Here is a 22,191-nt window from a genome sequence, read left to right as displayed (position 1 = left end):
CTGCCTGCGCGCAGGCGCGGCAGTGCTCGTGTAGTCAACCACACCTCATGGCGTTCAGCCGCATCGAGGCGGCGCCGCCAACCGTCGAGCGACCCTCGTACCCAGCGGTTTTCAATTCAAACATGTGTCTAAAAGGCACTGTTTTTGCATGTGCTTGATCGTCATTGCCACCTGGTGAGAGGCCAAATGTGATGTTGCTGCCATTTTTTCGCGGCGTGCGCACGGCGATCTGTTCGCGATCTGCCGAAAATTCTTCTGCGCGATGCTTACTCGCGAGGCGGCGGTGGGGCCTCTTCGGGTACCGGTAGCCCACACCGGGCGAGTTCGTAGCGCGGTACCCGGTCGATTCGGTACCCGGTGAATTGGAAGGAATTCACCAGGTTGGACAAGAATCGGTGTGGGGTCATCGGCGCGCGCACGGAGCTCAGCACCGCCTTCGTCTCGGGGCATTGCAGCGCCGAGACGGCCTCTGTGACCCACTGCATATCCAGATAGCCCGGAATCCCGGGGTACACCTTCACCCACGGGCCGTCGGCGATCACCCAGTCCGGGAAGAGGTTCTTGTCGTGGCCGATGCGGCCGTGCTTGAGCCGTTCGGTGTGTTGCGCAAGCGGATTCGCCAAACCGATTTGATCGATCACCCGCACATCGAGCCCGACATTCATCCCCACCATGCCGAGGTTGGTGAAGAACACCGCATGCTGCGGTTTTTGCGGGGCCTTGTCGCCCGGCGGCGGCGGGGCCATCGGTATCAGGTCCCATTGGATGTAGTTACCCGACGGCAGCAGTAACGCGCCTTCGGGAGTGTTGTTGAGGGCGGTCAGGATGGCCGCCATCCGCGGATAACCCAGGTAGTCCGCGGCGGTCAGCGGATGCGCGTGACCGGTGGCCTGGCTATAGAAGCGGCGTTCGTCGACGATCCCGGAGTAGGTGACGTGGGTGGCGTCGTCGCCCATCCCCGGTGAATTCGCCGCCCACAGTGCCCACCCGGCCAGTGCCAGCCACAATGCGCTGGCGGCACCGGCGACCCAGTTACCGGTTTCCCGCGAATAGTCCTGGCCGTCGGGGATGGCGATCGGGATGACGGCGACCGGAGCCAGCAGACAAAACAGCGGCGCCAGCAGCACCCGGGCGTGCATGAAGTCCCCGCCTTGCCGGATCCAGTAGAGGGCCTGCAGCAGACCGCTGACCAGCACCCACGCCACCACCGCCGGCGGACTGTGCACGGCGCGGGCCAGTCGCCCGTAGTTGGGCGCCAGCGCGGGGCGTAGGAAGGACGGCCGACGACGGGCGGCGAACAGCAGCGCGCCCAGCGGTACGAGTAGCACCACGGGTATCCACACCGCGTACGGCGCGTCGAAGTTGAAGAGGTAGATCATGCCCTGGGACCACTTGTCCCCGGCCGCATCCTTGGCCAGGGCGGTGCCGGGCACCAACAGGCCGTAGTAGCCCATCCGGAAGATCTCGTAGGCGACCGGCACGAAACCCCCGGCCACCACAATCAGCATGCGGCGGCGCCAGGTCCGGGCCGCGACGAGCATCATGATCAGCGCCAGCCCGCCCATGAGCGCCAGTTCCGGCCGGACCAGCACGCTGAACCCGGCGACGAAGGCCAGGGCGCCGGCGAACACCTTCTTGTCCGCGCGGCTGCGCACCGGCTGCGCCCAGCAGACCATCATCCACCACAGCAATCCGAGATAGGCCAGCGCCAAACCGCTCTCCAGCCCGGACGTGGCGAAGTCCCGCGCCGGTGGCAGCGCGATGTAAACGAGCGCACCGGCGGGCAACATGATGGCCCTGCGGCCCCGCAAGCTCGGCGCATACAACCGCGCGGCCCCCAGCATCAGCAGCGCCACGCCCACCACCGAAAGCGCAAGCGCGAGCGCGAGCGCCACGTATTCCATGCGCAACGGGCCGCCCACCCAGCTACCGGCGTACATCAGGTAGGTCCAGGCGGTGGACGTATTGGCCTCCACCCGCTCACCCTGGTTGAACACCGGTCCATTGCCGGCGAGCAGATTGCGCACGGTGCGCAGCACGATCAGGCCGTCGTCGGCGATCCACCGCCGCTGCCAGCTCCCCCAGCCGAACAGCACGGCGACCACCGCCACGCTGATCCACAGGCTGACCCGCACCATGGTGGTGTACGGAAATACGGGCCAGCCGGCCCGCCTGATCACCGGCCGGCTCCGCATCATGCGCGCTTTGAGAGCCTGCAGTTCGGGGCTAACCGAAGGCAACGGCGGCTCCGACTGTTGCGATCCACGCCAGGAACAGCAGCTGCAGCACCCGGTCCCGCAGTGCGATGTCTTCGGGTTCACCGGCCAGCCCGCCGTCCACGTCGACCGCGTAGCGCAGGATCGCGATGGTGAACGGGACCATGGAAACCGCGTACCAAGACCCCGAGTGATGGCCGCGCTCGAACGCCCACAGCCCGTAGCACATCACCACCGCGGTGGCCGACAACGTCCATACGAATCGCAGGTATGTGCTGGTGTAGCTCTCCAGTGACTTGCGGATCGCCGCGCCGGTGCGCTCGGCCAACTGCAATTCCGCATAGCGCTTGCCGGCCACCATGAACAGCGACGCGAACGCCGCCGAGAGCAAAAACCATTGAGACAGCGGGATTTTGGCGGCCACACCGCCGGCGATGGCGCGAAGCAGATACGCCGAGGACACGATGCAGATGTCAAGCACCGCTTGGTGTTTGAGGCCGAAGCAGTACGCCAGCTGCATGCCGAGGTAAACGGCCATCACCAACGCCAGGTTTGGCGTCACCGTCCACGCGATGCCCAGCGAGGCCACGCCCAGCAGCACCGCGACAACGTAGGCCAGCCACGCGGGCACCACACCCGCCGCGATCGGGCGGAACCTCTTGGTGGGGTGTTCGCGGTCGGCCTCGACGTCGCGCGCATCGTTGATCAGATAGATCGACGACGCCCCCAGACTGAACACCACGAACGCGAACCCCACCTGGGTGAGCATCTGGGCGTAGTCGTACCGAATGCCACTGCCCAGCCCGGCCACCGGCGCGGCCAGCACCAATACGTTCTTCACCCATTGCCGGGGGCGGATCGCCTTGATCACCCCGGTGACCAGGTTGCCCGGCGGTCGGGTCACGACGTCCTCACTCATTCGGCTTCACCCCTTACGACCTCTCGTGCCGCGGCGCGCCATCGCCGCAACGACGGCACCCAGGGCGATGCCGAAGGCCACGTCGCTGGGGTAGTGCACACCCAGCAACATCCGCGACAACGCCATCGGGGGCACCAAGACCGCGGGCAGCGGCAGACCGGTGGTCCGGCCCATCAGAATGGCCGCGGCGGTGGTCGAAGTGGCATGAGCGGACGGAAAACTCAGTTGGCTGGGCGTGCCGACGTTCACCGCGACGGCGGGATCTTGCGGCCGCTTGCGGCGCACGATCCGCTTGACGAGGACAGCGGCGGCGTGTGCGGCGAAGGCACCGGCCCCGGCCACCAGCCAGTCGCGGCGCCGCCTCGGTGAAAGCACCGCACCGAGCCCGGCGACTGCCACCCAACCGATGCTGTGCTCGCCGAAGCGGGACAGTGCGCGCGCCGCGGGCAGCACCCCCCGACGATCGCTCAGTGCCGCCTGGATGGCGACCAGCGCGGCCACTTCGCCGCGCGGCGCCTCTGCAGCAGCGGCCTCATGCATGTTCTGCAGCTGGCAGCAACGCCGTCTCCCACTTCTGCTTGCTGGACAGCACCGGCAGCGCGTCGCGATACACCCGGCGCATCTCGTCGAAGCGGCTGAGCAGCAGACGCTGACGGCGCATTGATTTGAACAACAGCGAGAACATTTTTTGTCGGTCTCGCTGGCGGTAGACCACACCGCAGCCGTCGGCCGTGGTGACCGTTACGCCGTCGACCGTGCACAGCCGGAACCAGCGCGCATCCTGGGTCGCCACGTTGAACTCGGGCCGGGTGTGCGATTCCGTGTCGGCCTTGGTCATGTTGTGCAGGACGCCGCGGGCCAGCCGGTAGCTGATCGACACCGGGTTCACCGGTGGCTTCATCGCCTTGCTCTGGTATTGCGGCGGGGCGAGTTCGCTCGCCGCCGGCAGCACAACCGCATCCGGGTATTCCTTGCGCAGGCGATGCACCTCGGGCAGTGCGGATTCCAGGATGGAGAAGATGTGTTCGGGTCCGGCGAGGAAGTCGTCAATCGCCCTGTTCTGGATTGCCACCGTCGAATACTCAAGGCAGGCAAGGTGTTTCAGCGTCGCCTTGAGGTGGCTGCGGACCAGCCCGGTGATGTCGCCATCCCAGTGCATGGCCGCGACCACCAGGCGGTTGCGCAGGTGGAAGTAGGCCTGCCAGTCGATGGCGTCATCCTTGTCGCTCCAGGCCATGTGCCAGATCGCGGCGCCGGGCAGCGTGACGGTCGGGTACCCGTGCTCACCGGCGCGCAGACCGTACTCGGCGTCATCCCATTTGATGAACAGCGGCAGCGGCTGGCCCAGTTCCTCGGCGACTTGCCGGGGGATCATGCACGTCCACCAGCCGTTGAAGTCGACGTCGATGCGGCGGTGCAGCAGGGCGCTGCGAGGGTTCTTGTCGCCCAACGGATATTCGGCGAAATCGTGGTCGTACTCGGCGTGCGGCGCGGCGGTCCACATGAAGTTCGACTGGTTGACCACCTCGCCCATGATGTGCAGGTGTGACGGCTCCTGCAGGTTGAGCATCTGCCCGCCGATCAGCATCGGCGTCTTGGCGAAGCGGTGCAACGCCAGCACCCGCAGGATCGAGTCCGGCTCGATGCGGATGTCGTCGTCCATGAACAGAATCTGTTGGCAGTCCGTGTTTTTCAGCGCCTCGTACATCACCCGGCTGTAGCCGCCGGAACCACCGAGATTGGGCTGGTCGTGGATCGACAGCCGATTACCCAGGCCCGCCGCCGCTGCCGGGAAGTCCGGGTGATCGCGCACCTTGCGCACGCCCTGGTCGGGGACGATGACCGCCCCGATCACCTGGTCCACCAATGGATCCGCGGTGAGATCGGCCAGCGCGTTGACGCAGTCGGCGGGGCGGTTGAACGTGGGAATACCGACGGCGATGTTGGCCGTGCCGGGCGCGGGCTCGGTGGCGTACCAACCACCGCTCACCAGGTTGACCACCGTGTCGGTGGTGATGTCGAACCAGATCCAGCCGCCGTCCTCGAACGGCTTGAGCGCCACCTCGATCTCGACGATGGCCGGCTGCTCGTCGGTGCCGACGAATTGGCGGCCCTCCACCGAGATTCGCACCCCGGTGGCCTTGGTCCGGTAGACGTCGACGCGCCCGGTTCCGGTCAGCTCGACCCGCAGCACCACGGACTGACAGATGGACCAGCGCCGCCAGTAGCTGGCCGGGAAGGCGTTGAAGTAGGTGGCGAACGACACCTCGGACTCTTTGCCGATCTCCAGCGAGGTGCGGCTGGTCGCGTGGGCGCGCCGGGCGTTGGTCGTCGACTCCTCGAGATACAGCTTGCGCACGTCGAGCGGCTCGCCGGGACGCGGCAAGATGATCCGGGACAGCAGGCTCATGGCGGTCATTTGGCGCCACTCCTTCTCATCGCTTCGCTCAGCATCGTCAAGGCGCGCATCAGCGCGCACCTTCCTCTTTGTTCTGGGCTTCTGCCAGGGATGCGCCGTCACGCAGGTGCGGCGCGAGGACGTTGTCGTACATGTTCAGGGCGCTGGCAATGGCCATGTGCATATCCAGATATTGGTAGGTGCCCAGCCGGCCGCCGAACAAGACCTTCGACGACGCGGTCTCGGATTTCGCCCTGGCTCGATAGGCGGCCAACAGGGCGCGGTCGGCCTCGGTGTTGATCGGATAGTAGGGCTCGTCGTCGTCTTCGGCGAAGCGCGAGTACTCCCGCATGATCACGGTCTTGTCGGCCGGATAGTCGCGCTCGGTGTGGAAGTGACGGAACTCGTGGATGCGGGTGTAGGGCACGTCGGGGTCGTTGTAGTTCATCACCGGTGTGCCCTGGAAATCCGCGATGGGCAGCACTTCCAGCTCGAAGTCGAGGGTGCGCCAGCCCAGCCGGCCCTCGGCGTAGTCGAAGTAGCGGTCCAGCGGCCCGGTGTAGACGACCGGTGCGTCGGGGCTGTCCGCGCGCAGCTGATCGCGCACGTCGAACCAGTCCGTGTCCAGCCTGACCTCGATGCCGTCGTCGGCGGCCATGTTCTGCAGCCAGGCCGTGTAGCCGTTGACGGGCAGGCCCTCGTAGGTGTCGCTGAAGTAGCGGTTGTCGAAGGTATAGCGCACCGGTAGCCGGGTGATGTTGGCGGCCGGCAGCTCCTTGGGGTCGGTCTGCCACTGCTTGGCCGTGTAGCCCTTGACGAAGGCCTCGTAGAGGGGCCGGCCGATCAGCGAGATCGCCTTCTCCTCGAGGTTCTGCGCGTCGGCCGTGTCGATCTCGGCGGCCTGCTCGGCGATGAGCTTGCGGGCTTCGTCGGGGGTGAAGTACTTGCCGAAGAACTGCGACACCAGGCCCAGTCCCATCGGGAATTGGTAGGCCTGCCCGTTGTGCATCGCGAAGACCCGGTGGCGGTAGTCGGTGAAGTCGGTGAACTGCCGCACGTAGTCCCAGACCCTCTTGTTGGAGGTGTGGAACAGGTGGGCACCGTACTTGTGCACCTCGATGCCGGTGTGCGGCTCGGCTTCCGAGTAGGCGTTGCCGCCGATGTGGGGGCGGCGGTCCACGACGAGGACGCGTTTCCCGAGCTGGGTAGCTACGCGCTCGGCAATGGTCAGTCCGAAGAATCCAGAGCCGACGACGAAAAGATCGAAACGAGCGGTCATCGGTTGCTTAGGGTATCCGACCGCGTGGCCCTAACCCATTTGGCGAGGCCATGCAGCGGGCTCGGCGCTGTGACGGCGCCCGTTGCGGCGTCCGGAATCCGCGATCACAGTCGAGGTCGCAATTGCCTCACGATTCAATATCACCACTCTAGTAACAGCGTCACCACTCGTACCATCGACTTTGTGTGATTCCCACCAGATGCGACAGGTGGGACGCGCCGACACAACACATAGTCAGATAGAGGAGACTTCCGTGCCGAACCGACGCCGACGCAAGCTCTCAACAGCCATGAGCGCGGTTGCCGCCCTGGCAGTGGCGAGTCCTTGCGCATACTTCCTTGTCTACGAATCGACTGCCGGCGCCAAAGCGCCCGAGCATCACGAGTTCAGGCAGGCCGCGCTGATGAGCGACCTGCCCGGTGAGCTGATGGGCGCGCTGTCGCAGGGGTTGTCGCAGTTCGGGATCAACATGCCCCCGGTGCCCGCCCTGAGCGGGGGCGCGACCGGCACACCCGGTCTCGCCAGTCCCGGCCTGGGCACTCCGGGCCTCGGAACCCCCGGATTGGGGACGACGGGCCTGACCAACCCGGGCGTGACCAGCCCCGGTTTGACCAGCCCCGGTTTGACGCCGGGCTTGGCCACTCCCGGCTTGACGAGCCCGGGCCTGACGAGCCCCGGTATGGCGCCCATGACGCCCGGTCTCACCGCGCCCGGCGCGTTGCCGACCACCCCTGGTGGCGGTGTCGCGACCCCGGGTGCCGGGCTCAACCCGGCGCTCTCCAACCCCGGGCTGACCAGCCCGGCCGGGGTTACGCCTGGTCTGGGCGGGCCGGCGATGTCGCCGAGCGAGGTGCCGATCGACTCCGGGGCCGGGTTGGACCCGGGTGCCGGCGGCACCTACCCGATCCTGGGCGACCCGTCGACGTTCGGTAACGCTTCGCCGATTGGCGGCGGCGGTACCGGCCTGGGCGGCGGCTCGAGCACCGGTGGTGCCAGCGGCGGTCTGGTCAACGACGTGATGCAAGCCGCCAACCAGTTGGGCGCTGGCCAGGCGATCGACCTGCTCAAGGGCCTGGTCATGCCGGCCATCACGCAGGGTATGCACGGCGGCGCGGGTGCCCTACCGGGTGCCGCGGGCGCCCTACCGGGTGCCGCGGGTGCCCTGCCGGGTGCCGCGGGCGCTCTGCCGGGTGTTGCGGGTGCCCTGCCGGGTGCCGCGGGCGCCCTGCCGGGTGTTGCGGGCGCGGCCGGTGCGTTGCCGGCGGCCGCAGGCGCGGCACCGCTACTGCCCCCGGTCTAGTCCTTGGCAAACCTTCCACAAGACGGCACCGCAGAGTCATCTGCGGTGCCGTCGATTTTCGTGGAGATTAACCAGCGCCCAGCTCGTGTCGCCTCATAGATAACATTAGAATCACAAGTAACATCAGCTGGTGTCTCGCAGTCGTGCGCCAACGATGTTGCTCACCGCTATGGCGGCGACCGTCGTGCTCGTCTCGTGGCTCGCGGGCACGACACGCGATCGCGGCACCGCCGGCACGACGCCGCCCCGCGGCACCCAACTCGTCGAGCAACCGTTGATCGGGCTGGGGGCCGGAGTCACAGTTCGCGAAATCAGTCAGGACAGCCCGTTTTCTCTGGTCGCCCTGACCGGCGACCTGGCCGGCACGTCGACCCGCGTTCGGGCGAAGCGGCCCGACGGTTCGTGGGGCCCCTGGTATCAGACCGAGTACGAGACCGCAGCACCCGACCCGGCGCCCCGCGCGGGCGGTGCAGAGTTGGCGGGCCCAGACCGTCCCAACGCGGCGACAGAGGGGCCCCGCGGCACCGATCCGGTGTTCGTCGGCACCACCACGACCGTCCAGATCGCTATCACCCGCCCGCTCGACGCGCCGGTGACCCAGCCGGCGCCGGCGCCGCCGAGTGAGAAGAACGATCTGGGCTACAAGCCGGCATCGCGGGAACAGCCCTTCGCGCAAAACATCTCCGCCGTCCTCATCTCCCCACCGCAAGCGCCGGTCGGAACGCATTGGACGCCACCGGCCGGGGTCTTGATGCCCGGACAGGCTCCGCCCATCATCAGCCGCGCGCAATGGGGCGCCGACGAGTCGCTGCGATGCGGTACCCCGCAGTACGACAACGGGATTCGCGCCGCGGTCGTCCACCACACCGCCGGTAGCAATGACTATTCCCCGCTTGAATCGGCCGGGATCGTCAAGGCGATTTACACCTACCACAGCAAGACGCTGGGCTGGTGCGACATCGCCTACAACGCGCTGGTCGACAAGTACGGCCAGGTGTTCGAGGGCAGCGCAGGCGGTCTCACCAAGGCGGTCGAGGCTTTCCACACCGGTGGCTTCAATCGCAACACCTGGGGCGTGGCGATGATCGGCAACTTCGACGACGTGCCGCCGACACCCATCCAGCTCAGAACCATGGGCCGGCTGCTCGGCTGGCGGCTGGGCCTGGACGGCGTCGACCCCAAGGGCACGGTGCAACTCGAGTCGGCCGGTAGCCACTACACCACTTTCCCGGCCGGCTCCATCGCGACGTTGCCGACCATCTTCACCCACCGCGACGTCGGCAACACCGATTGCCCCGGCAATGCCGCCTACGCACTGATGGATGAAATGCGTGATATCGCATCACATGTCAACGATCCGCCGGAAGAATTGCTCAAGGCGTTGCAGGGCGGCGCGATCTATGACCACTGGCAGGCGATCGGCGCGATGAACAGCGTGCTGGGTGCCCCGACCGCACCGGAAGACAGCGCAGAAGGCGACGGCCGCTTCGTCACGTTCGCCCGCGGCGCGATGTACTGGTCACCCGAGACCGGCGCCCAGCCGGTCACCGGCGCAATCTACGACGCCTGGGGCTCACAGAGCTACGAACGTGGCCCGCTCGGATTGCCGACCAGCGCGGAAATACAAGAGCCGCTGCAGATTACGCAGAACTTCCAGCATGGCACCCTGAACTACGAGCGGCTGACCGGAAATGTCACCGAGGTCGTCGACGGAATCACCATTCCGCTAACAACCGAATCACCAAGCGGCCCAACGGTACCGGCCGAACACTTCTCGCTGCCGTCACATCCCACGCCCACGTAGCCGACTGCGCCGTCAAAGCCACCAGCGTTCCAGCACCCGGCCCACCCCGTCGTCGTTGTTGGCGGTAGTGACCTCGTCGGCGACCGACTGCACGTCGGGATGGGCATTGCCCATCGCCACGCCATGTCCGGCCCACCGCAGCATCGGCAGGTCGTTGGGCATGTCGCCGAACGCCACCACCTCCTCGGGGGCGATCTTTAACGGCCGTGCGATCTCGTCGATACCGGTGGCCTTGCTGGTCCCCAGCGGCACGATCTCGATCAGGCCGTTGTTGGTGGAGTAGGTGATGTCGCCCTCGATGCCGACGTGCTTAGCCAGCTCGGCTGCCATGTCGGCGCTGCGGGCTCCGGATCGGCGAATCAGCAGCTTGATCGCCGGGGCGCTGAGCAGGTCCTGGATCGACACCTCGGTGTTGTCCGGATTCAGCCAGGCATGCTCGTAGCCCGGCGAGCTGACGAACTGAGGTGTCGCCGTGTCATGGGCACTTTCGCCGATGCGCTCGACGGCCAGGCCCGCGCCGGGGATGACGCGGGTCGCCAGCTCCGCCCACTCGGCCAGGGTGTCGACGGCCAGCGTGCGGGTGGACATCACCCGGTCCGTCGCCGCGTCATAGATGACGGCGCCGTTGGCGCACACCGAGATCGGCGCGAAGCCCAGGGCGTCGACGACGGGTCGTATCCAGCGCGGTGGACGCCCGGTCGCCACCACGAACTGCGCACCGGCGGCCACGGCGGCACGGATAGCGTCGCGGGTGCGCGGGGAGATCTTCTCGTCATCGTCGAACAGGGTGCCGTCGACGTCGCAGGCGATGAGCGCAGGCAGGGTCATCGAAACCGCCCGCCCTGACAGCTGGCCGGACCGCTCAATGCAGCCCGCTCTGTCTCTGCCCGGGTCGCGTCACGCCGTCGGTTCCGTACCGCTGCATCCGCTCCTGCAACTCCGACAACCGGATGGCCCGGGAATCCTCCTGGGTGGGCGCGCCACCGCCGAGGCGCCGCGGCACCCAGAACTCGTCTTTGGGGTGCGGATATTCCTCCTGCACCCGGTACAGCAGGTCGTTCATCGCCGAACGCAACAGCAGGTTGAGTTGCTCGGGCGTGCCCCGGGGGGCCAACGGCTGCCCGGCCGCCACCGTGACCGGAACCTTGTTGCGAATCACCTTCTTGGGATGGTCCTTTGGCCAGATCCGGTGAGCGCCCCACACGACAATCGGAACGATCGGCACCTGGGCGTCCAGCGCCATCCGCGCCGCCCCGGTCTTGAATTCCCGCAGTTCGAAACTGCGGCTGATGGTGGCCTCGGGATGCATTCCGATCAGCTCACCCTCGCGCATGCGCTGGACGGCCACATCGAAGGCGTCGTGCCCCGACCTGCGATCCACCGGGATCAGCCGGGCGTGATTGATGACGTAGTTGACCGCCTTCACGTCGGCCATCTCCGCCTTGATCATGAAGTACGCGCGTCGCCGGCGCTCACGCACAGCCATCAGCGTCGGCAGCCAGTCCAGGTAGCTGGTGTGGTTCTGGGCCAGCAAGGCGCCGCCGCGCGCGGGAATGTTCTCCAGGCCTTGGTAGGTGAACTTGGTCCCCTGCATCGCAACCATCGGCGGGACGATCCACTCCGCCAGCCGGTAGAAGCCCTCGGGCATGTCTTCTCCTTCGCCTACTGCGACGGGCGCTCGGCCCTTTTAGCCGATCGAGCCGCCGCCTCGATGGCCTCGATGCGAGCAGCCTCGGCCAGGGTCGGCGCTCCGCCGCCCAGCCGGCTCGGCATCCAATACGCTCCGGGCTCGCCCGGATAGCGCTCCTGCGCGCGGTGCAGCAAGGTGGTCATCGAGTCGCGCAGGGCAGCGTCGGTCTGCGCGATGTCTTCACGCGCCCGTAACGGCGCGCCTACCTGCACAGTAATGGGTATTTTGGCGCGGCCCACATTTCGCGGGTGATCCTTGGTCCAGATTCGCTGCGCTCCCCAGACGATCACCGGCACGATCGGGACGTCGGCGTCGATGGCCATCCGCGCAGCGCCGGTCTTGAACTCCTTGAGCTCAAAGCTGCGGCTGATCGTGGCCTCCGGGTACACCCCCACCAGCTCGCCCTCGCGTAGCCGCTGCACCGCCACCGCGTAAGCACCCGCCCCCGCGCCGCGGTCCACCGGGATGGTGCGGGTGTGCTTGATCAGGAAATTGACCGCCTTGACCTGCTGCATCTCGGCTTTGATCATGAACCTCAGCCGACGTCCCCGGCGGTGTACCGCCAGCGCGGCGGGCAGAAAGTCGACATAGCTGGTGTGGTTGATCGCCACCACCGCGCCGCCCCGCTCGGGGATCTGCTCCTCACCGCAGTAGGTGATCCTGGTGCCGGTGGCCTTCACCGCCAGTTGAGCCAGAAGCTCCAACGCGCGGAAGGTCGGCTCCACCATCGATCACTACTCCGGCGCCCCTGCGGACCGGCCCCGACGAGCCGCCCGGGCGGCCGTCTCCTCGGCCTCCAGCCGGGCCGCTTCCGCCAGGGATGGAGCGCCGCCGCCCAACCGGTGGGGCACCCAGAACTCGCCGGCAGGGTGAGGTCCATACATTTCCTGCGCGCGTTCCAGCAGGTGCTGCATGCGCGAGTGCAGCAGCCCCTTGAGTTCCTCGATGCCCAACGTGGGCTCGATCGGTTCGCCGACCAGCACCGTGATGGGAACCTTGGGACGCCACAGCTTTTTCGGGTGATCCTTGGTCCAGATCCGCTGGGCACCCCAGACGATGTGCGGGACGATGGGCACCCCGGCCTCGACCGCCATCCGCGCGGCCCCCGATTTGAATTCCTTGATCTCGAAGCTGCGGCTGATCGTGGCTTCGGGGTACACGCCGACCAGCTCGCCGTCCTTCAGGTTCCGGACGGCGGATTCGAAGGAGGCGGCGCCGTCTTGCCGGTTCACCGAGATGTGCCGCAGGCTACGCATGATCGGCCCGGTGACCTTGTTGTCGAAAACCTCCTGCTTGGCCATGAATCGCACCTTGCGGCCAAGGCCCTGCTGGTAGGCGGGCAATCCCGCGAAGGTGAAGTCCAGGTAGCTGGTGTGGTTGATCGCGACGACCGCACCGCCACTTTTCGGCACGTTCTCCACACCCGCGATCGTGATTTTCAGACCCTGGACGCGCCACACCAGGCGGGCGAGCTGAATGACAGTCCCGTAAACCGGTTCCACAACACTTCAGCCTAATGCTCCCGGCCTGGCGCCGCCCCAACAGCCAGAAATCGCAGGTGGACGGCCGTCGAGCCGGACCCGGTGCGCGTGCGCGTCCACCGGGGGCGGTGACCGGCCGAAGGTGTCGGCTCGCGCTAAGCTCGGGGGCTGAAAAGCCGTCATCCCCCGGCCGAGGCCGCAGAAGCCTTTCGAAGGCCTTCTACCGGCCCCAGGAAGGTATCAGTGCAGGTCACCAGCGTCGGCCACGCCGGATTTCTGATCCAGACCCGAGCGGGCAGCATCCTGTGCGACCCGTGGGTCAATCCCGCCTACTTCGCGTCCTGGTTCCCGTTCCCGGACAACAGCGCGCTGGACTGGGACGACCTGGGCGCCTGCGACTACCTCTATGTGTCACATCTGCACAAGGATCACTTCGACGCGAAGAATCTGGCCGAGCACGTCAATAAGGACGCGGTGGTGTTGCTGCCGGACTTCCCGGTGCCCGACCTGCGAAATGAATTGCAGAAGCTGGGTTTTCATCGATTCTTCGAGACCAGCAATTCGGTCAAGCACCGGATCGGTGGCCCCAGGGGCGAGCTTGACGTCATGATCATCGCCCTGCGGGCACCGGCTGACGGCCCGATCGGCGATTCGGCGCTGTTGGTTTCCGACGGCGCGACAACGGTTTTCAACATGAACGACGCCCGGCCGGTGGAACTGGACGTGCTGGCGTCGGAGTTCGGGCACATCGATGTGCACCTGCTGCAGTACTCCGGAGCCATCTGGTACCCGATGGTCTACGACATGCCGGCCCGGGCCAAGGAGTCGTTCGGCATCCAGAAGCGGCAACGGCAGATGGACCGTGCCCGCCAATACCTCGCCCAGGTCGGGGCGACATGGGTGGTTCCGTCCGCGGGGCCGCCCTGCTTCCTGGATCCGGAGCTACGCCACCTCAACGACGACCACGCGGATCCGGCCAACATCTTCCCCGACCAGATGGTCTTCCTCGATCAGATGCGCAGGCACGGGAACGACGGTGGGCTGCTGATGATCCCCGGATCGACCGCCGATTTCACCGGGTCCAGCCTGAATTCGCTCACCCATCCGCTGCCCGCCGACCAGGTCGAGGCCATCTTCACCACCGGCAAGGCGGACTACATCGCCGAGTACGCCGAGCGGATGGCACCGGTCGTCGCCGCCCAGCGGGCTAGCTGGGCGCCCGCCACCGGGGAGCCGCTGCTGGAACCGTTGCGCGCGCTGTTCGAGCCGATCATGTCGCAAAGCGACGAGATCTGCGACGGGATCGGCTACCCCGTCGAACTGGTGCTCGGGCCGGAAACAGTGGTCCTGGACTTTCCGAAACGGGCAGTGCGGGAACGGATTCCGGATGAGAAGGTTCGGTACGGATTCGCCATAGCACCGGAGCTGGTTCGCACCGTACTGCGCGACCGCGAGCCGGACTGGGTCAACACCATCTTCTTGTCTACTCGTTTCAGGGCCTGGCGGGTCGGCGGCTACAACGAGTACCTCTACACGTTCTTCAAGTGCCTGACCGACGAGCGGATCGCTTACGCCGACGGCTGGTTCGCCGAGACCCACGACGACTCCGCGTCCGTCACGCTGGACGGCTGGGAGATTCAGCGCCGCTGCCCGCACCTCAAGGCCGACCTGTCGAAATTCGGCGTGGTCGAGGGAAACACGTTGACGTGCAACCTGCATGGGTGGCAGTGGCGATTGGATGACGGGAGCTGCCTGACGGCCAAGGGCCACCAACTGCGGAGTTCCCGGGCGTGAACAAGTCCTACGACTCCTACGATGATGGCCTGGTCCAGCTGGACCGCGCGGCGATCACGTTGCGCCGCTACCACTTTCCGTCGGGCACGTCGAAGGTGATCGCGCTCGACGCGATTCGCGGGTACAAAGCCGAAGACCTGGGTCTTTTCACCCAGCGGTTCCGGATATGGGGCAGCTCGGACCTGCGCCGCTGGCTGCCGCTGGACATCAGTCGGCCCTTCAAGTCGACGCTGATCACACTGGACGTACCCGGCACGCGTCCCTGCCCCGCGTTCACACCGGCCCGGCCCGACGAATTCACCGCCCTGTTGGACGACCTGCTGAGGCAGCGCGGTTAGGACGCCTCTCAGCGGCCCCGGTCGGCGAGCGCTTGCCGCGCCGCGTTGTAGCCGGGGATGAAGGTGATCCCCGGGCCGCCGTGGCAGCCCGCGCTACCCAGATACAGCCCTTCGATCGGGATCGGCTGGCCCAGAAAACCGCGGGGGCCGGGCCGGTTGGGGCCGATCTGGTTGGCATTCAACAGGCCGTGGCAATAGTCGCCGCCGGGGGCGCCGAACATCACGCCCATGTGCTTGGGCGTGAAGGTGGTGTGCCGGATGATGCTGCGTTCGAAATTCGGGGCGAGCCGGGTGATCTTGTCGATCACCCGCTGGCCCATCTCGACCTTGGCCCGCCCGTAATCCACGCCACCCTCGATCGGGAAGAACAGCGCGAACGCCGACGCGGCGTGCTTTCCCTCGGGTGCCAGGTCCGGGTCGTTCTGTGACGGGATCTGCAACACGACCGTCGGGTCGGCCGGGACGATTCCGCGCCGCGCGTCCTCCCACTGCTGCTGGACTTCCTCCGGCGTGCAGAACAGGCCGATCGAGGCCTGCATGGCGGGCTCGTTGAGGGCCTCGTAGGGCGCGGCGAAGACTGGGGCCTCCTCGAGCGCGAAGTGCATCTGCAGGTAGCTGCCGCGGTGGTCGATGCGCGCATAGCGTTCCCGGATATCCGCGGGCAGCGCGCCGTGTTCGATCATCTCGTTGAGCGTGACGTCCGGCGCGATGCCGGAGACCACGATCGGGGCGTACAGCGTCTCTCCCGCCTCGGTGCGCACCCCGGTCACCCGCCCGTCGGCGACCAGAATGTCGGTCACCTTGGTACGCAACCGAAGTTCGCCACCGTGGCTGGCCAGCACGTCGCACAGATGGGAGGTGAGCGCACCGATGCCACCGCGCAGCTTCTTCATCTGCATGGTGTCGCCGTCGGGGACGCCGAGTCCGAAGGCGAGGGCGGCCGCGCTGCCCGGCGTGGACGGGCCCCGATAGAGCGTGTTGACGGCCAGCACCGTCATCGAGCCGCGCAGCGCGCCGTGCTTCTCGCGGTCCGGCAGGTAACGGTCCAACACGTCGGTGACCGATCCGAACAGCATGTCGTCGATCGCCGAGCGCTCGAATTCGTTTGTGGCGCAGGCATACATCTCGTCGATGCTTTTCGGTGGCGTTCCGGCCTCGAACCGGCCCAGCGCGCGAGTGGGCGCCTGGGCCCATCCCATCAGGCCCGCCATGCCGTTGACGGCGTCCGCTCCGTGCACGTCGTTGAGATGGGTGAACAGCTTGATGGGGTCGCTGTACTGCACCAATGGATCGTCACCGACACCGCGCACGGCCACCGACATCACGTCCAGGTCGATGGTCGCCATGGTGTCCAGGCCCAGCTCGTCGACCACCACCTGGGATGTCGGGAATTGCACCGAGCCGGCGATCTCGAACTGGTATCCGTCGAAAAGCTCGACAGTGGAGGCCATGCCGCCCGCATAGAGCTTGGGATCCAGGCACACCGTGCGCAGTCCGGCCTTCTGCAGCAGCACGGCCGCGGTCAGCCCGTTGTGTCCTGCACCGATAACTATCGCGTCGTAATCAGTCATGTCCTGCCCTCCGAAAGGGAGGCTCGCACGACGGCAAAGTTTTGTCAATTATGACGAAACCGCGGTGACCCACGTGCCGGAAATGCCGCCGCGCAGCGACTCGAGCGCCACATGGGTGATCCGGGCCAGCTCGCCGAGCGACCGGTCGTCGCCGACCATCCAGGCCTCCATGGCGCCGAACACCGCGGCCGCGATGCACCGCGCGCTCACCGTGACACGCAGCCGCACATCCGGTGCCCGATCGGCCGCGCCACTGCGCCGGCGCAGCTGCTCCTCGATGGCGTCGGACAGGTCGGCCTGGACGTCGCGGATGTGGCGGACGATGCGGCCCTGGTCGAGGTCGCCGCCCCGGAGCGCGGCGATTTTCGTAACGGCCTCAACGTCATAGGGAAAGGCGAAGACGGCCGCCTGCACCGAATCGATGACCGGCTCGTCGACTGGCCTGGCATCCAGCGCGGCGCGAAACCAGTGCAGCCCGGTGTAGTCCGCAAACAGCAGATCGTGCTTGGAGCTGAAGTGGCGGTAGAAGGTGCGCAACGAGACGCCGGCGTCGGCGGCGATCTGCTCGGCGGAGGTGTCTTCGACACCTTGGGCCAGGAATCGCACCACGGCGGCCTGGCGCAGCGCTTCGCGCGTGCGCTCGCTGCGTGCCGTCTGAGCGGGCCGGACCATGGCAGTAAGGTACCAAGAATCTTTTTGACAATATTGACAAAACTTCGGGGGCGGGGTGAAACTGCGCCCATGGTCTCGCTACTCACTCACGCGGTACTCGGACTGGCGGTCATCAGCTGGATCGTCACGGCCAACTCCAAGGTTTTCGCCCGGCCGGCCACCGGCCCGCTCTTCTCTCCGATGGAAGTCGTGTACTACGTCGTCGGCGTCGCGTCGGTCGCCCTCGGCTGGTACTTCAACGTCACCTACGTGCAGGAGTACGCGCACGGATCCACCAACCCGCTGTGGGGCGAACACGGCAGCTGGGTTGAATACATCAAGCTGATGTTCACCAACCCGGCCGCCAGCTCGGCCAGCCAGGACTACACGATCGCCAATGTTGTTCTGCTGCCGATCTTTACAATCGTGGACGGCTACCGCCGTGGTCTGCGCCACCCGTGGCTGTATTTCGTGTCGAGCCTGTTCACCAGCTTCGCGTTCGCGTTCGCGTTCTACTTCGCGACGATGGAACGCCAACGCCGGCACGAGCAGGCACGCGCGACGGTCGACGCTTAACCCATCGGTTTGGTGGCCCGCCATCTCTGTCGGGTGCCCTTGACGTCGGTGTGGATGTCGGTGAATCCCGCGGCCCGAAGCCGCCCGGGGAGGTCCTCCGGCGCGATCGGGTTGTAGGTGTCGGCGAGATGGATCAGACGGAACGCCCACGACGGAACGCCGTCGCTACCGGCGAAAGCCCCGCCGGGTTGCAGCACCCGGAACGCCTCGGCGAACAGGTGGTCCTGCAACTGGGCACTGGGAACGTGGTGCAGCATCGTGAAGCACACCACCGACGTGAAGTGGTCTGCCGGCAATCCCGTTTGGCTGCCGTCAGCGTGGATGATGCGCGCCCGCTCGCCGTACAGTCGCTGCAGGCGATCGGCCATCGCGCCGTCGACTTCGACCGCGGTAAGCGAAGCCGCACGGTCGAGCAGCGCGCGCAGCGTAGCTCCGTATCCGGGGCCGATTTCCAAAGTGCGCGTTCCCAATTCGACGCCCTGCAACGCCCAGGGCAGCAGCTCATCGGCCACCGCCTTCTCCCAGCCGGTCGAGCTGCACCGGCGCCGGTGCAGGAGATTCATCGCCATCGCGATCACGCCTTTCCATCAGTCACTGCAAACGGTAGGCGAAGGCGTGGGCTGCGGACTTCCGATATCCTGCCGTGATATGTCGGGATCCAGCCACCACGGCCCGGCGACATCGTCGCAGACGTTGCCGCCGGGAGCCCACATCGAACGGCACCGGCATCCCCTGCACCAGATCGTGTACCCGTCCTCGGGCGCGGTTTCGGTGACCACCCCGGCGGGAACGTGGATCACGCCGGCGAATCGCGCCATTTGGATACCGGCGGGTTGCTGGCACGAACATAAGTTCCACGGCATCACGCAGTTTCACGGCGTCGCATTGGATCCGAACCGCTATCACCGCGTCCCCGGGGCCCCCGCCGTGCTGGCGGTGAATCCGTTGATGCGCGAACTGATCATCGCCTGTTCGCAAACCGATGGCACCGACACTGCCGAGCACCACCGGATGCTGGCCGTGCTGCACGATCAGCTGCAAGCGACCAGCATCGGGGAGCCACTGTGGATTCCCACGCCAGTCGACAGCCGGCTGCGTCAAGCATGCGCATTGATCGCCGACAACCTGCGTGAGTCATTGACGTTGGAGCAGATCGGCCGCCGGCTCGGCGTCGGCCAGCGCACGCTGAGCCGCCTGTTCAGCGACGAGCTGGCTATGACGTTCCCGCAATGGCGCACCCAAGTCCGGCTTCAACACGCCCTCGTGCTGCTCGCCGAGCGGCGCAATGTCACGTCGGTGGCGGCCGAATGCGGTTGGGCCACACCAAGCGCCTTCATCGACACCTACCGGCGGGCCTTCGGGCACACGCCAGGCCAGCTGGCCGGCAAGACGCTCTAAACGCTTAAGGCTCCAGCACTTCGACGCCCACGAACGGCACCAGCGCCTCGGGCACCCGCACGCTGCCGTCGGTCTGCTGGTGGTTCTCCAGGATCGCCACCAACCAGCGCGTGGTGCCCAGCGTGCCGTTGAGCGTGGCCGCGGTTTGCGGCTTGCCCGCCTCGTCGCGATAGCGGGTGGTCAGCCGACGGGCCTGGAACGTGGTGCAGTTCGACGTGGACGTCAGCTCGCGGTAGGCGCCCTGCGTGGGAACCCAAGCCTCACAATCGAATTTGCGCGCGGCCGACGAACCTAGATCGCCCGCCGCCACGTCGATCACCCGATACGGCACCTCGATGCGGGCCAGCATTTCGCGCTGCCAGCCCAGCAGCCGCTGGTGTTCGGCCTCGGCGTCCGCGGGTGTGCAGTAGACGAAGCCCTCGACCTTGTCGAACTGATGCACCCGGATGATGCCGCGGGTGTCCTTGCCGTAGCTGCCGGCCTCGCGGCGGAAGCACGACGACCATCCCGCGTAACGCAGCGGCCCGCCGGACAGGTCCAGGATCTCGTTCCAGTGGTAGCCGGCGAGCGGCACCTCCGAGGTGCCCACCAGGTAGAGGTCGTCGGCCTCGACCCGGTAGATCTCGTCGGCGTGCGCGCCCAGGAATCCGGTACCGGCCATCACCTCCGGGCGCACCAGCACCGGCGGGATCATCGGGATGAAGCCGTTCTCGATGGCCAGCCGCAACGCCAGCTGCAGCAGACCCAGCTGCAGGAGCGCGCCCTTGCCGGTCAGGAAGTAGAACCGCGACCCGGACACCTTGGCACCGCGCTGCATGTCGATGAGCCCCAGCGATTCACCGAGCTCCAGATGATCCTTCGGGTTGTCGAGCGCCGCGGGCTCGCCGACCACGTCGAGGACGGCGAAGTCATCTTCCCCGCCGGAGGGGACCCCGTCGATGACGACGTTGGAGATCGCCATGTGCGCCGCGGTGAAGGCCGTCTCCGCGTCGGCCTGGGCGATTTCGGCGGCCTTCACCTGCTCGGCCAGCTCCTTCGCCCGCGCCAGCTTGGCCGGACGTTCCTCGGGGGAGGCCGCCCCCACGCTCTTGCTGGCGGACTTCTGTTCGGCCCGCAGCCCGTCGGCCGACGAGATCGCGGCCCGGCGGGCGGCGTCGGCGGTCAACAAGGCGTCTACCAGCGAAGGGTCCTCGCCGCGACTGAGTTGGGAGCGGCGCACGACGTCAGGGTCTTCCCGGAGCAGCTTCAGGTCGATCACGGCCCTGAGACTACTTTCCGCGGTTCCGCCCCACTGGCAGAGCATCACCTCAAATGGCCGCAGGACTCACATCCGTAACTTTTGTCACCCACCTCAGGTGCTGCTGTCAGAATGGAGCGGATGTCGCAAGCGCCCGAGAAGGAACTTTCGGAAGCCCGGGAAGGCCGGGTGGTCGAGTCGTCCGCCGCCTCGACCGGTCAGTCGTCCGATCAGCAACCGTCCGCCTTCCTGTGGCCGCGCAGTCTGCAGGCCCGGGCGACCCGCCGCGCGCTGCTGCTGACCGCCCTGGGCGGCCTGTTGATCGCCGGCCTGGTCACCGCGATCCCGGTCGGTGGTCCCGGGTCGGGACGGTTCCTCGACAGCAGCCCCGTGCGCAGCACCGGAACCAAGAGCGACGCGGCCTTCAACCGAGCCTCTACCGGCCAATGCCTGATGTGGCCGGACACCACCCCGGAGTCGGCGAGGATCGTCAACTGCGGCGACGACCACAAGTTCGAGGTCGCCGAATCCATTGACATGCGGACGTTCCCGGGCTCCGAGTACGGGCCCAACGCCGCACCCCCGACGCCCGCGCGCATTCAGCAGATCACCCAAGAGCAGTGCGAGGCCGCCGTCCGCAGTTACCTCGGCCCCAAGTTCGATCCGAACAGCAAGTTCACCGTCAGCCTGCTGTGGCCCGGCGACCGCGCCTGGCGCCAGTCCGGCGACCGCCGCATGCTGTGCGGCCTGCAGCTGCCCGGCACGAACAATCAGCAGCAGGCGTTCAAGGGCAAGGTCGCCGACGTCGACCAGTCCAAGGTGTGGCCGACCGGCACCTGTCTGGGTATCGATCCGGCGACCAACCAGCCGACCGATGCACCGGTTGACTGCGCCGCGCCGCACGCGATGGAGGTCACCGGCACGGTCAACCTGGCCGAGAAGTTCCCCGGCGCTCTGCCCGCCGAGCCCGACCAGGACGGCTTCATCAAGGATTCGTGCACCAAGATGACGGACGCCTACCTGGCGCCGGTCAAGCTGCGCACCACCACCTTGACGCTGATCTACCCGACGGTGCCGCTGGCCAGTTGGACGGCGGGCAGCCGCGAGGTGGCCTGCAGCATCGGCGCAACGCTGGGCAACGGCGGCTGGGCCACCCTGCTGAACAGCGCCAAGGACCAGCTGCTGATCAACGGCCAACCGCCGGTACCGCCACCGGACATTCCCGAAGAGCGGCTCACCATGCCGCCGATTCCGCTTCAGGCTCCGGCTCAGGCGCCATCCAGCCAGTCCGGCGCCGGCACCGGCTCGGCCCCGGAGATCCCGCCGAACAACCAGCATCTGCCCGGGCAGCAGCCGGCCCAGCAACCCCAGCAGGCCCCGCAGGCCCCGCAGCAGCAGGCGCCCGCCCAGCAGGCGCCGCCGCCGGCCGATAACAGTGCCCCGCCGGCCAATCCGGCACCCGAGGCGCCGCCGCCCGCCGAGCCTCCGCCGGGAGGCTAGGGCGGGTGAGCGTGCGGATGGATCCGAAGCGCTTCGACG

The 22,191-nt window shown here is 67.0% G+C and carries 20 protein-coding genes; 7 read left to right on the top strand and 13 right to left on the bottom strand.

Translation table 11 applies throughout. The features are described from left to right. Positions 1–266 precede the first annotated feature (266 nt). From aftB to glf, 5 genes are read right to left on the bottom strand one after another with little or no spacing between them, the layout of a single operon-like run. The gene (gene aftB / locus A5782_RS00100; protein WP_304440350.1) at positions 267–2,240 is read right to left on the bottom strand and encodes a terminal beta-(1->2)-arabinofuranosyltransferase; all 1,974 of its coding nucleotides are present in this window, start codon (positions 2,238–2,240) and stop codon (positions 267–269) included. Beyond that, positions 2,227–3,135, bottom strand: coding sequence for a decaprenyl-phosphate phosphoribosyltransferase (locus A5782_RS00095; RefSeq protein WP_067093461.1), 909 nt, complete (start codon positions 3,133–3,135; stop codon positions 2,227–2,229). Before A5782_RS00095 ends, aftB begins: the two co-directional genes overlap by 14 nt. 6 nt (positions 3,136–3,141) lie before the next feature. After that, complete coding sequence (locus A5782_RS00090; protein WP_067093460.1) at positions 3,142–3,675, bottom strand: phosphatase PAP2 family protein; 534 nt, start codon at positions 3,673–3,675, stop codon at positions 3,142–3,144. After that, positions 3,668–5,554 (bottom strand): glycosyltransferase, encoded by a 1,887-nt coding sequence (locus A5782_RS00085; protein ID WP_067093458.1) that lies wholly within the window; start codon positions 5,552–5,554, stop codon positions 3,668–3,670. The genes A5782_RS00090 and A5782_RS00085 overlap by 8 nt, the downstream gene beginning before the upstream one ends. Positions 5,555–5,603: 49 nt before the next feature. Beyond that, a complete protein-coding gene (gene glf, locus A5782_RS00080; protein ID WP_067093456.1) occupies positions 5,604–6,812 on the bottom strand; it encodes a UDP-galactopyranose mutase in 1,209 nt (402 codons plus the stop codon). A 253-nt stretch (positions 6,813–7,065) separates the two neighbouring features. Between glf and A5782_RS00075 the strand changes: the two genes are divergently transcribed. Both A5782_RS00075 and A5782_RS00070 read left to right on the top strand, forming a co-directional pair. Beyond that, entirely contained in the window at positions 7,066–8,112 is a 1,047-nt protein-coding gene (locus A5782_RS00075; RefSeq protein ID WP_197694053.1) for a PirG, read from the top strand. Between the two features lie 130 nt (positions 8,113–8,242). Next, a complete protein-coding gene (locus A5782_RS00070) occupies positions 8,243–9,916 on the top strand; it encodes an LGFP repeat-containing protein (protein ID WP_231986553.1) in 1,674 nt (557 codons plus the stop codon). A 12-nt stretch (positions 9,917–9,928) separates the two neighbouring features. Here A5782_RS00070 and A5782_RS00065 read toward each other — a convergent pair whose 3' ends face one another. Genes A5782_RS00065 through A5782_RS00050 form a run of 4 tightly spaced genes read right to left on the bottom strand, consistent with a single transcriptional unit; the run spans position 9,929 to position 13,108 of the window. Next, positions 9,929–10,744 (bottom strand): Cof-type HAD-IIB family hydrolase, encoded by an 816-nt coding sequence (locus A5782_RS00065; RefSeq protein WP_067093451.1) that lies wholly within the window; start codon positions 10,742–10,744, stop codon positions 9,929–9,931. A gap of 34 nt (positions 10,745–10,778) precedes the next feature. Beyond that, complete coding sequence (locus A5782_RS00060; RefSeq protein WP_067093449.1) at positions 10,779–11,564, bottom strand: 1-acyl-sn-glycerol-3-phosphate acyltransferase; 786 nt, start codon at positions 11,562–11,564, stop codon at positions 10,779–10,781. A gap of 14 nt (positions 11,565–11,578) precedes the next feature. Continuing rightward, positions 11,579–12,334 (bottom strand): 1-acyl-sn-glycerol-3-phosphate acyltransferase, encoded by a 756-nt coding sequence (locus A5782_RS00055; protein WP_067093448.1) that lies wholly within the window; start codon positions 12,332–12,334, stop codon positions 11,579–11,581. Between the two features lie 6 nt (positions 12,335–12,340). Further along, positions 12,341–13,108: a 1-acyl-sn-glycerol-3-phosphate acyltransferase gene (locus tag A5782_RS00050; protein ID WP_067093446.1), complete on the bottom strand. Its 768-nt coding sequence runs from the start codon at positions 13,106–13,108 to the stop codon at positions 12,341–12,343. Between the two features lie 222 nt (positions 13,109–13,330). Between A5782_RS00050 and A5782_RS00045 the strand changes: the two genes are divergently transcribed. Together A5782_RS00045 and A5782_RS00040 are read left to right on the top strand one after the other, a co-directional pair. Continuing rightward, positions 13,331–14,881 carry an MBL fold metallo-hydrolase gene (locus A5782_RS00045; protein ID WP_067093444.1) on the top strand — a complete coding sequence of 517 codons (1,551 nt, stop codon included), beginning with the start codon at positions 13,331–13,333 and terminating at the stop codon, positions 14,879–14,881. After that, complete coding sequence (locus A5782_RS00040) at positions 14,878–15,219, top strand: hypothetical protein (protein ID WP_067093442.1); 342 nt, start codon at positions 14,878–14,880, stop codon at positions 15,217–15,219. Before A5782_RS00045 ends, A5782_RS00040 begins: the two co-directional genes overlap by 4 nt. An 8-nt stretch (positions 15,220–15,227) precedes the next feature. Here A5782_RS00040 and A5782_RS00035 read toward each other — a convergent pair whose 3' ends face one another. Next, entirely contained in the window at positions 15,228–16,790 is a 1,563-nt protein-coding gene (locus A5782_RS00035) for an NAD(P)/FAD-dependent oxidoreductase (protein WP_067093440.1), read from the bottom strand. Positions 16,791–16,838: 48 nt separating this feature from the next. Next, on the bottom strand, positions 16,839–17,462 hold the full coding sequence (locus tag A5782_RS00030; RefSeq protein WP_067093438.1) for a TetR/AcrR family transcriptional regulator: 624 nt from the start codon (positions 17,460–17,462) through the stop codon (positions 16,839–16,841). A 69-nt stretch (positions 17,463–17,531) separates the two neighbouring features. Here A5782_RS00030 and A5782_RS00025 point away from each other — a divergent pair, with 69 nt between their 5' ends. Continuing rightward, on the top strand, positions 17,532–18,017 hold the full coding sequence (locus A5782_RS00025; protein ID WP_067093436.1) for a DUF2834 domain-containing protein: 486 nt from the start codon (positions 17,532–17,534) through the stop codon (positions 18,015–18,017). On the opposite strand, the gene A5782_RS00020 is transcribed toward A5782_RS00025, so the two are convergent. Further along, positions 18,014–18,586 (bottom strand): class I SAM-dependent methyltransferase, encoded by a 573-nt coding sequence (locus A5782_RS00020; RefSeq protein ID WP_067093812.1) that lies wholly within the window; start codon positions 18,584–18,586, stop codon positions 18,014–18,016. The two genes, A5782_RS00025 and A5782_RS00020, sit on opposite strands and share 4 nt — an antisense overlap. 79 nt (positions 18,587–18,665) lie before the next feature. Here A5782_RS00020 and A5782_RS00015 point away from each other — a divergent pair, with 79 nt between their 5' ends. Next, complete coding sequence (locus A5782_RS00015; RefSeq protein ID WP_067093434.1) at positions 18,666–19,415, top strand: helix-turn-helix transcriptional regulator; 750 nt, start codon at positions 18,666–18,668, stop codon at positions 19,413–19,415. A 4-nt stretch (positions 19,416–19,419) separates the two neighbouring features. Here the strand turns inward: A5782_RS00015 and serS are convergent, their stop codons facing one another. Next, on the bottom strand, positions 19,420–20,673 hold the full coding sequence (gene serS / locus A5782_RS00010) for a serine--tRNA ligase (protein ID WP_067093432.1): 1,254 nt from the start codon (positions 20,671–20,673) through the stop codon (positions 19,420–19,422). Positions 20,674–20,784: 111 nt separating this feature from the next. Between serS and A5782_RS00005 the strand changes: the two genes are divergently transcribed. Beyond that, positions 20,785–22,152: a septum formation family protein gene (locus A5782_RS00005; protein ID WP_067093429.1), complete on the top strand. Its 1,368-nt coding sequence runs from the start codon at positions 20,785–20,787 to the stop codon at positions 22,150–22,152. The last annotated feature ends 39 nt before the right edge of the window (positions 22,153–22,191 follow it).

It is taken from the genome of Mycobacterium sp. 852002-40037_SCH5390672, from assembly GCF_001665875.1.
GTDB lineage: Bacteria > Actinomycetota > Actinomycetes > Mycobacteriales > Mycobacteriaceae > Mycobacterium.
This window is presented reverse-complemented; position numbering and strand designations above follow the sequence as displayed.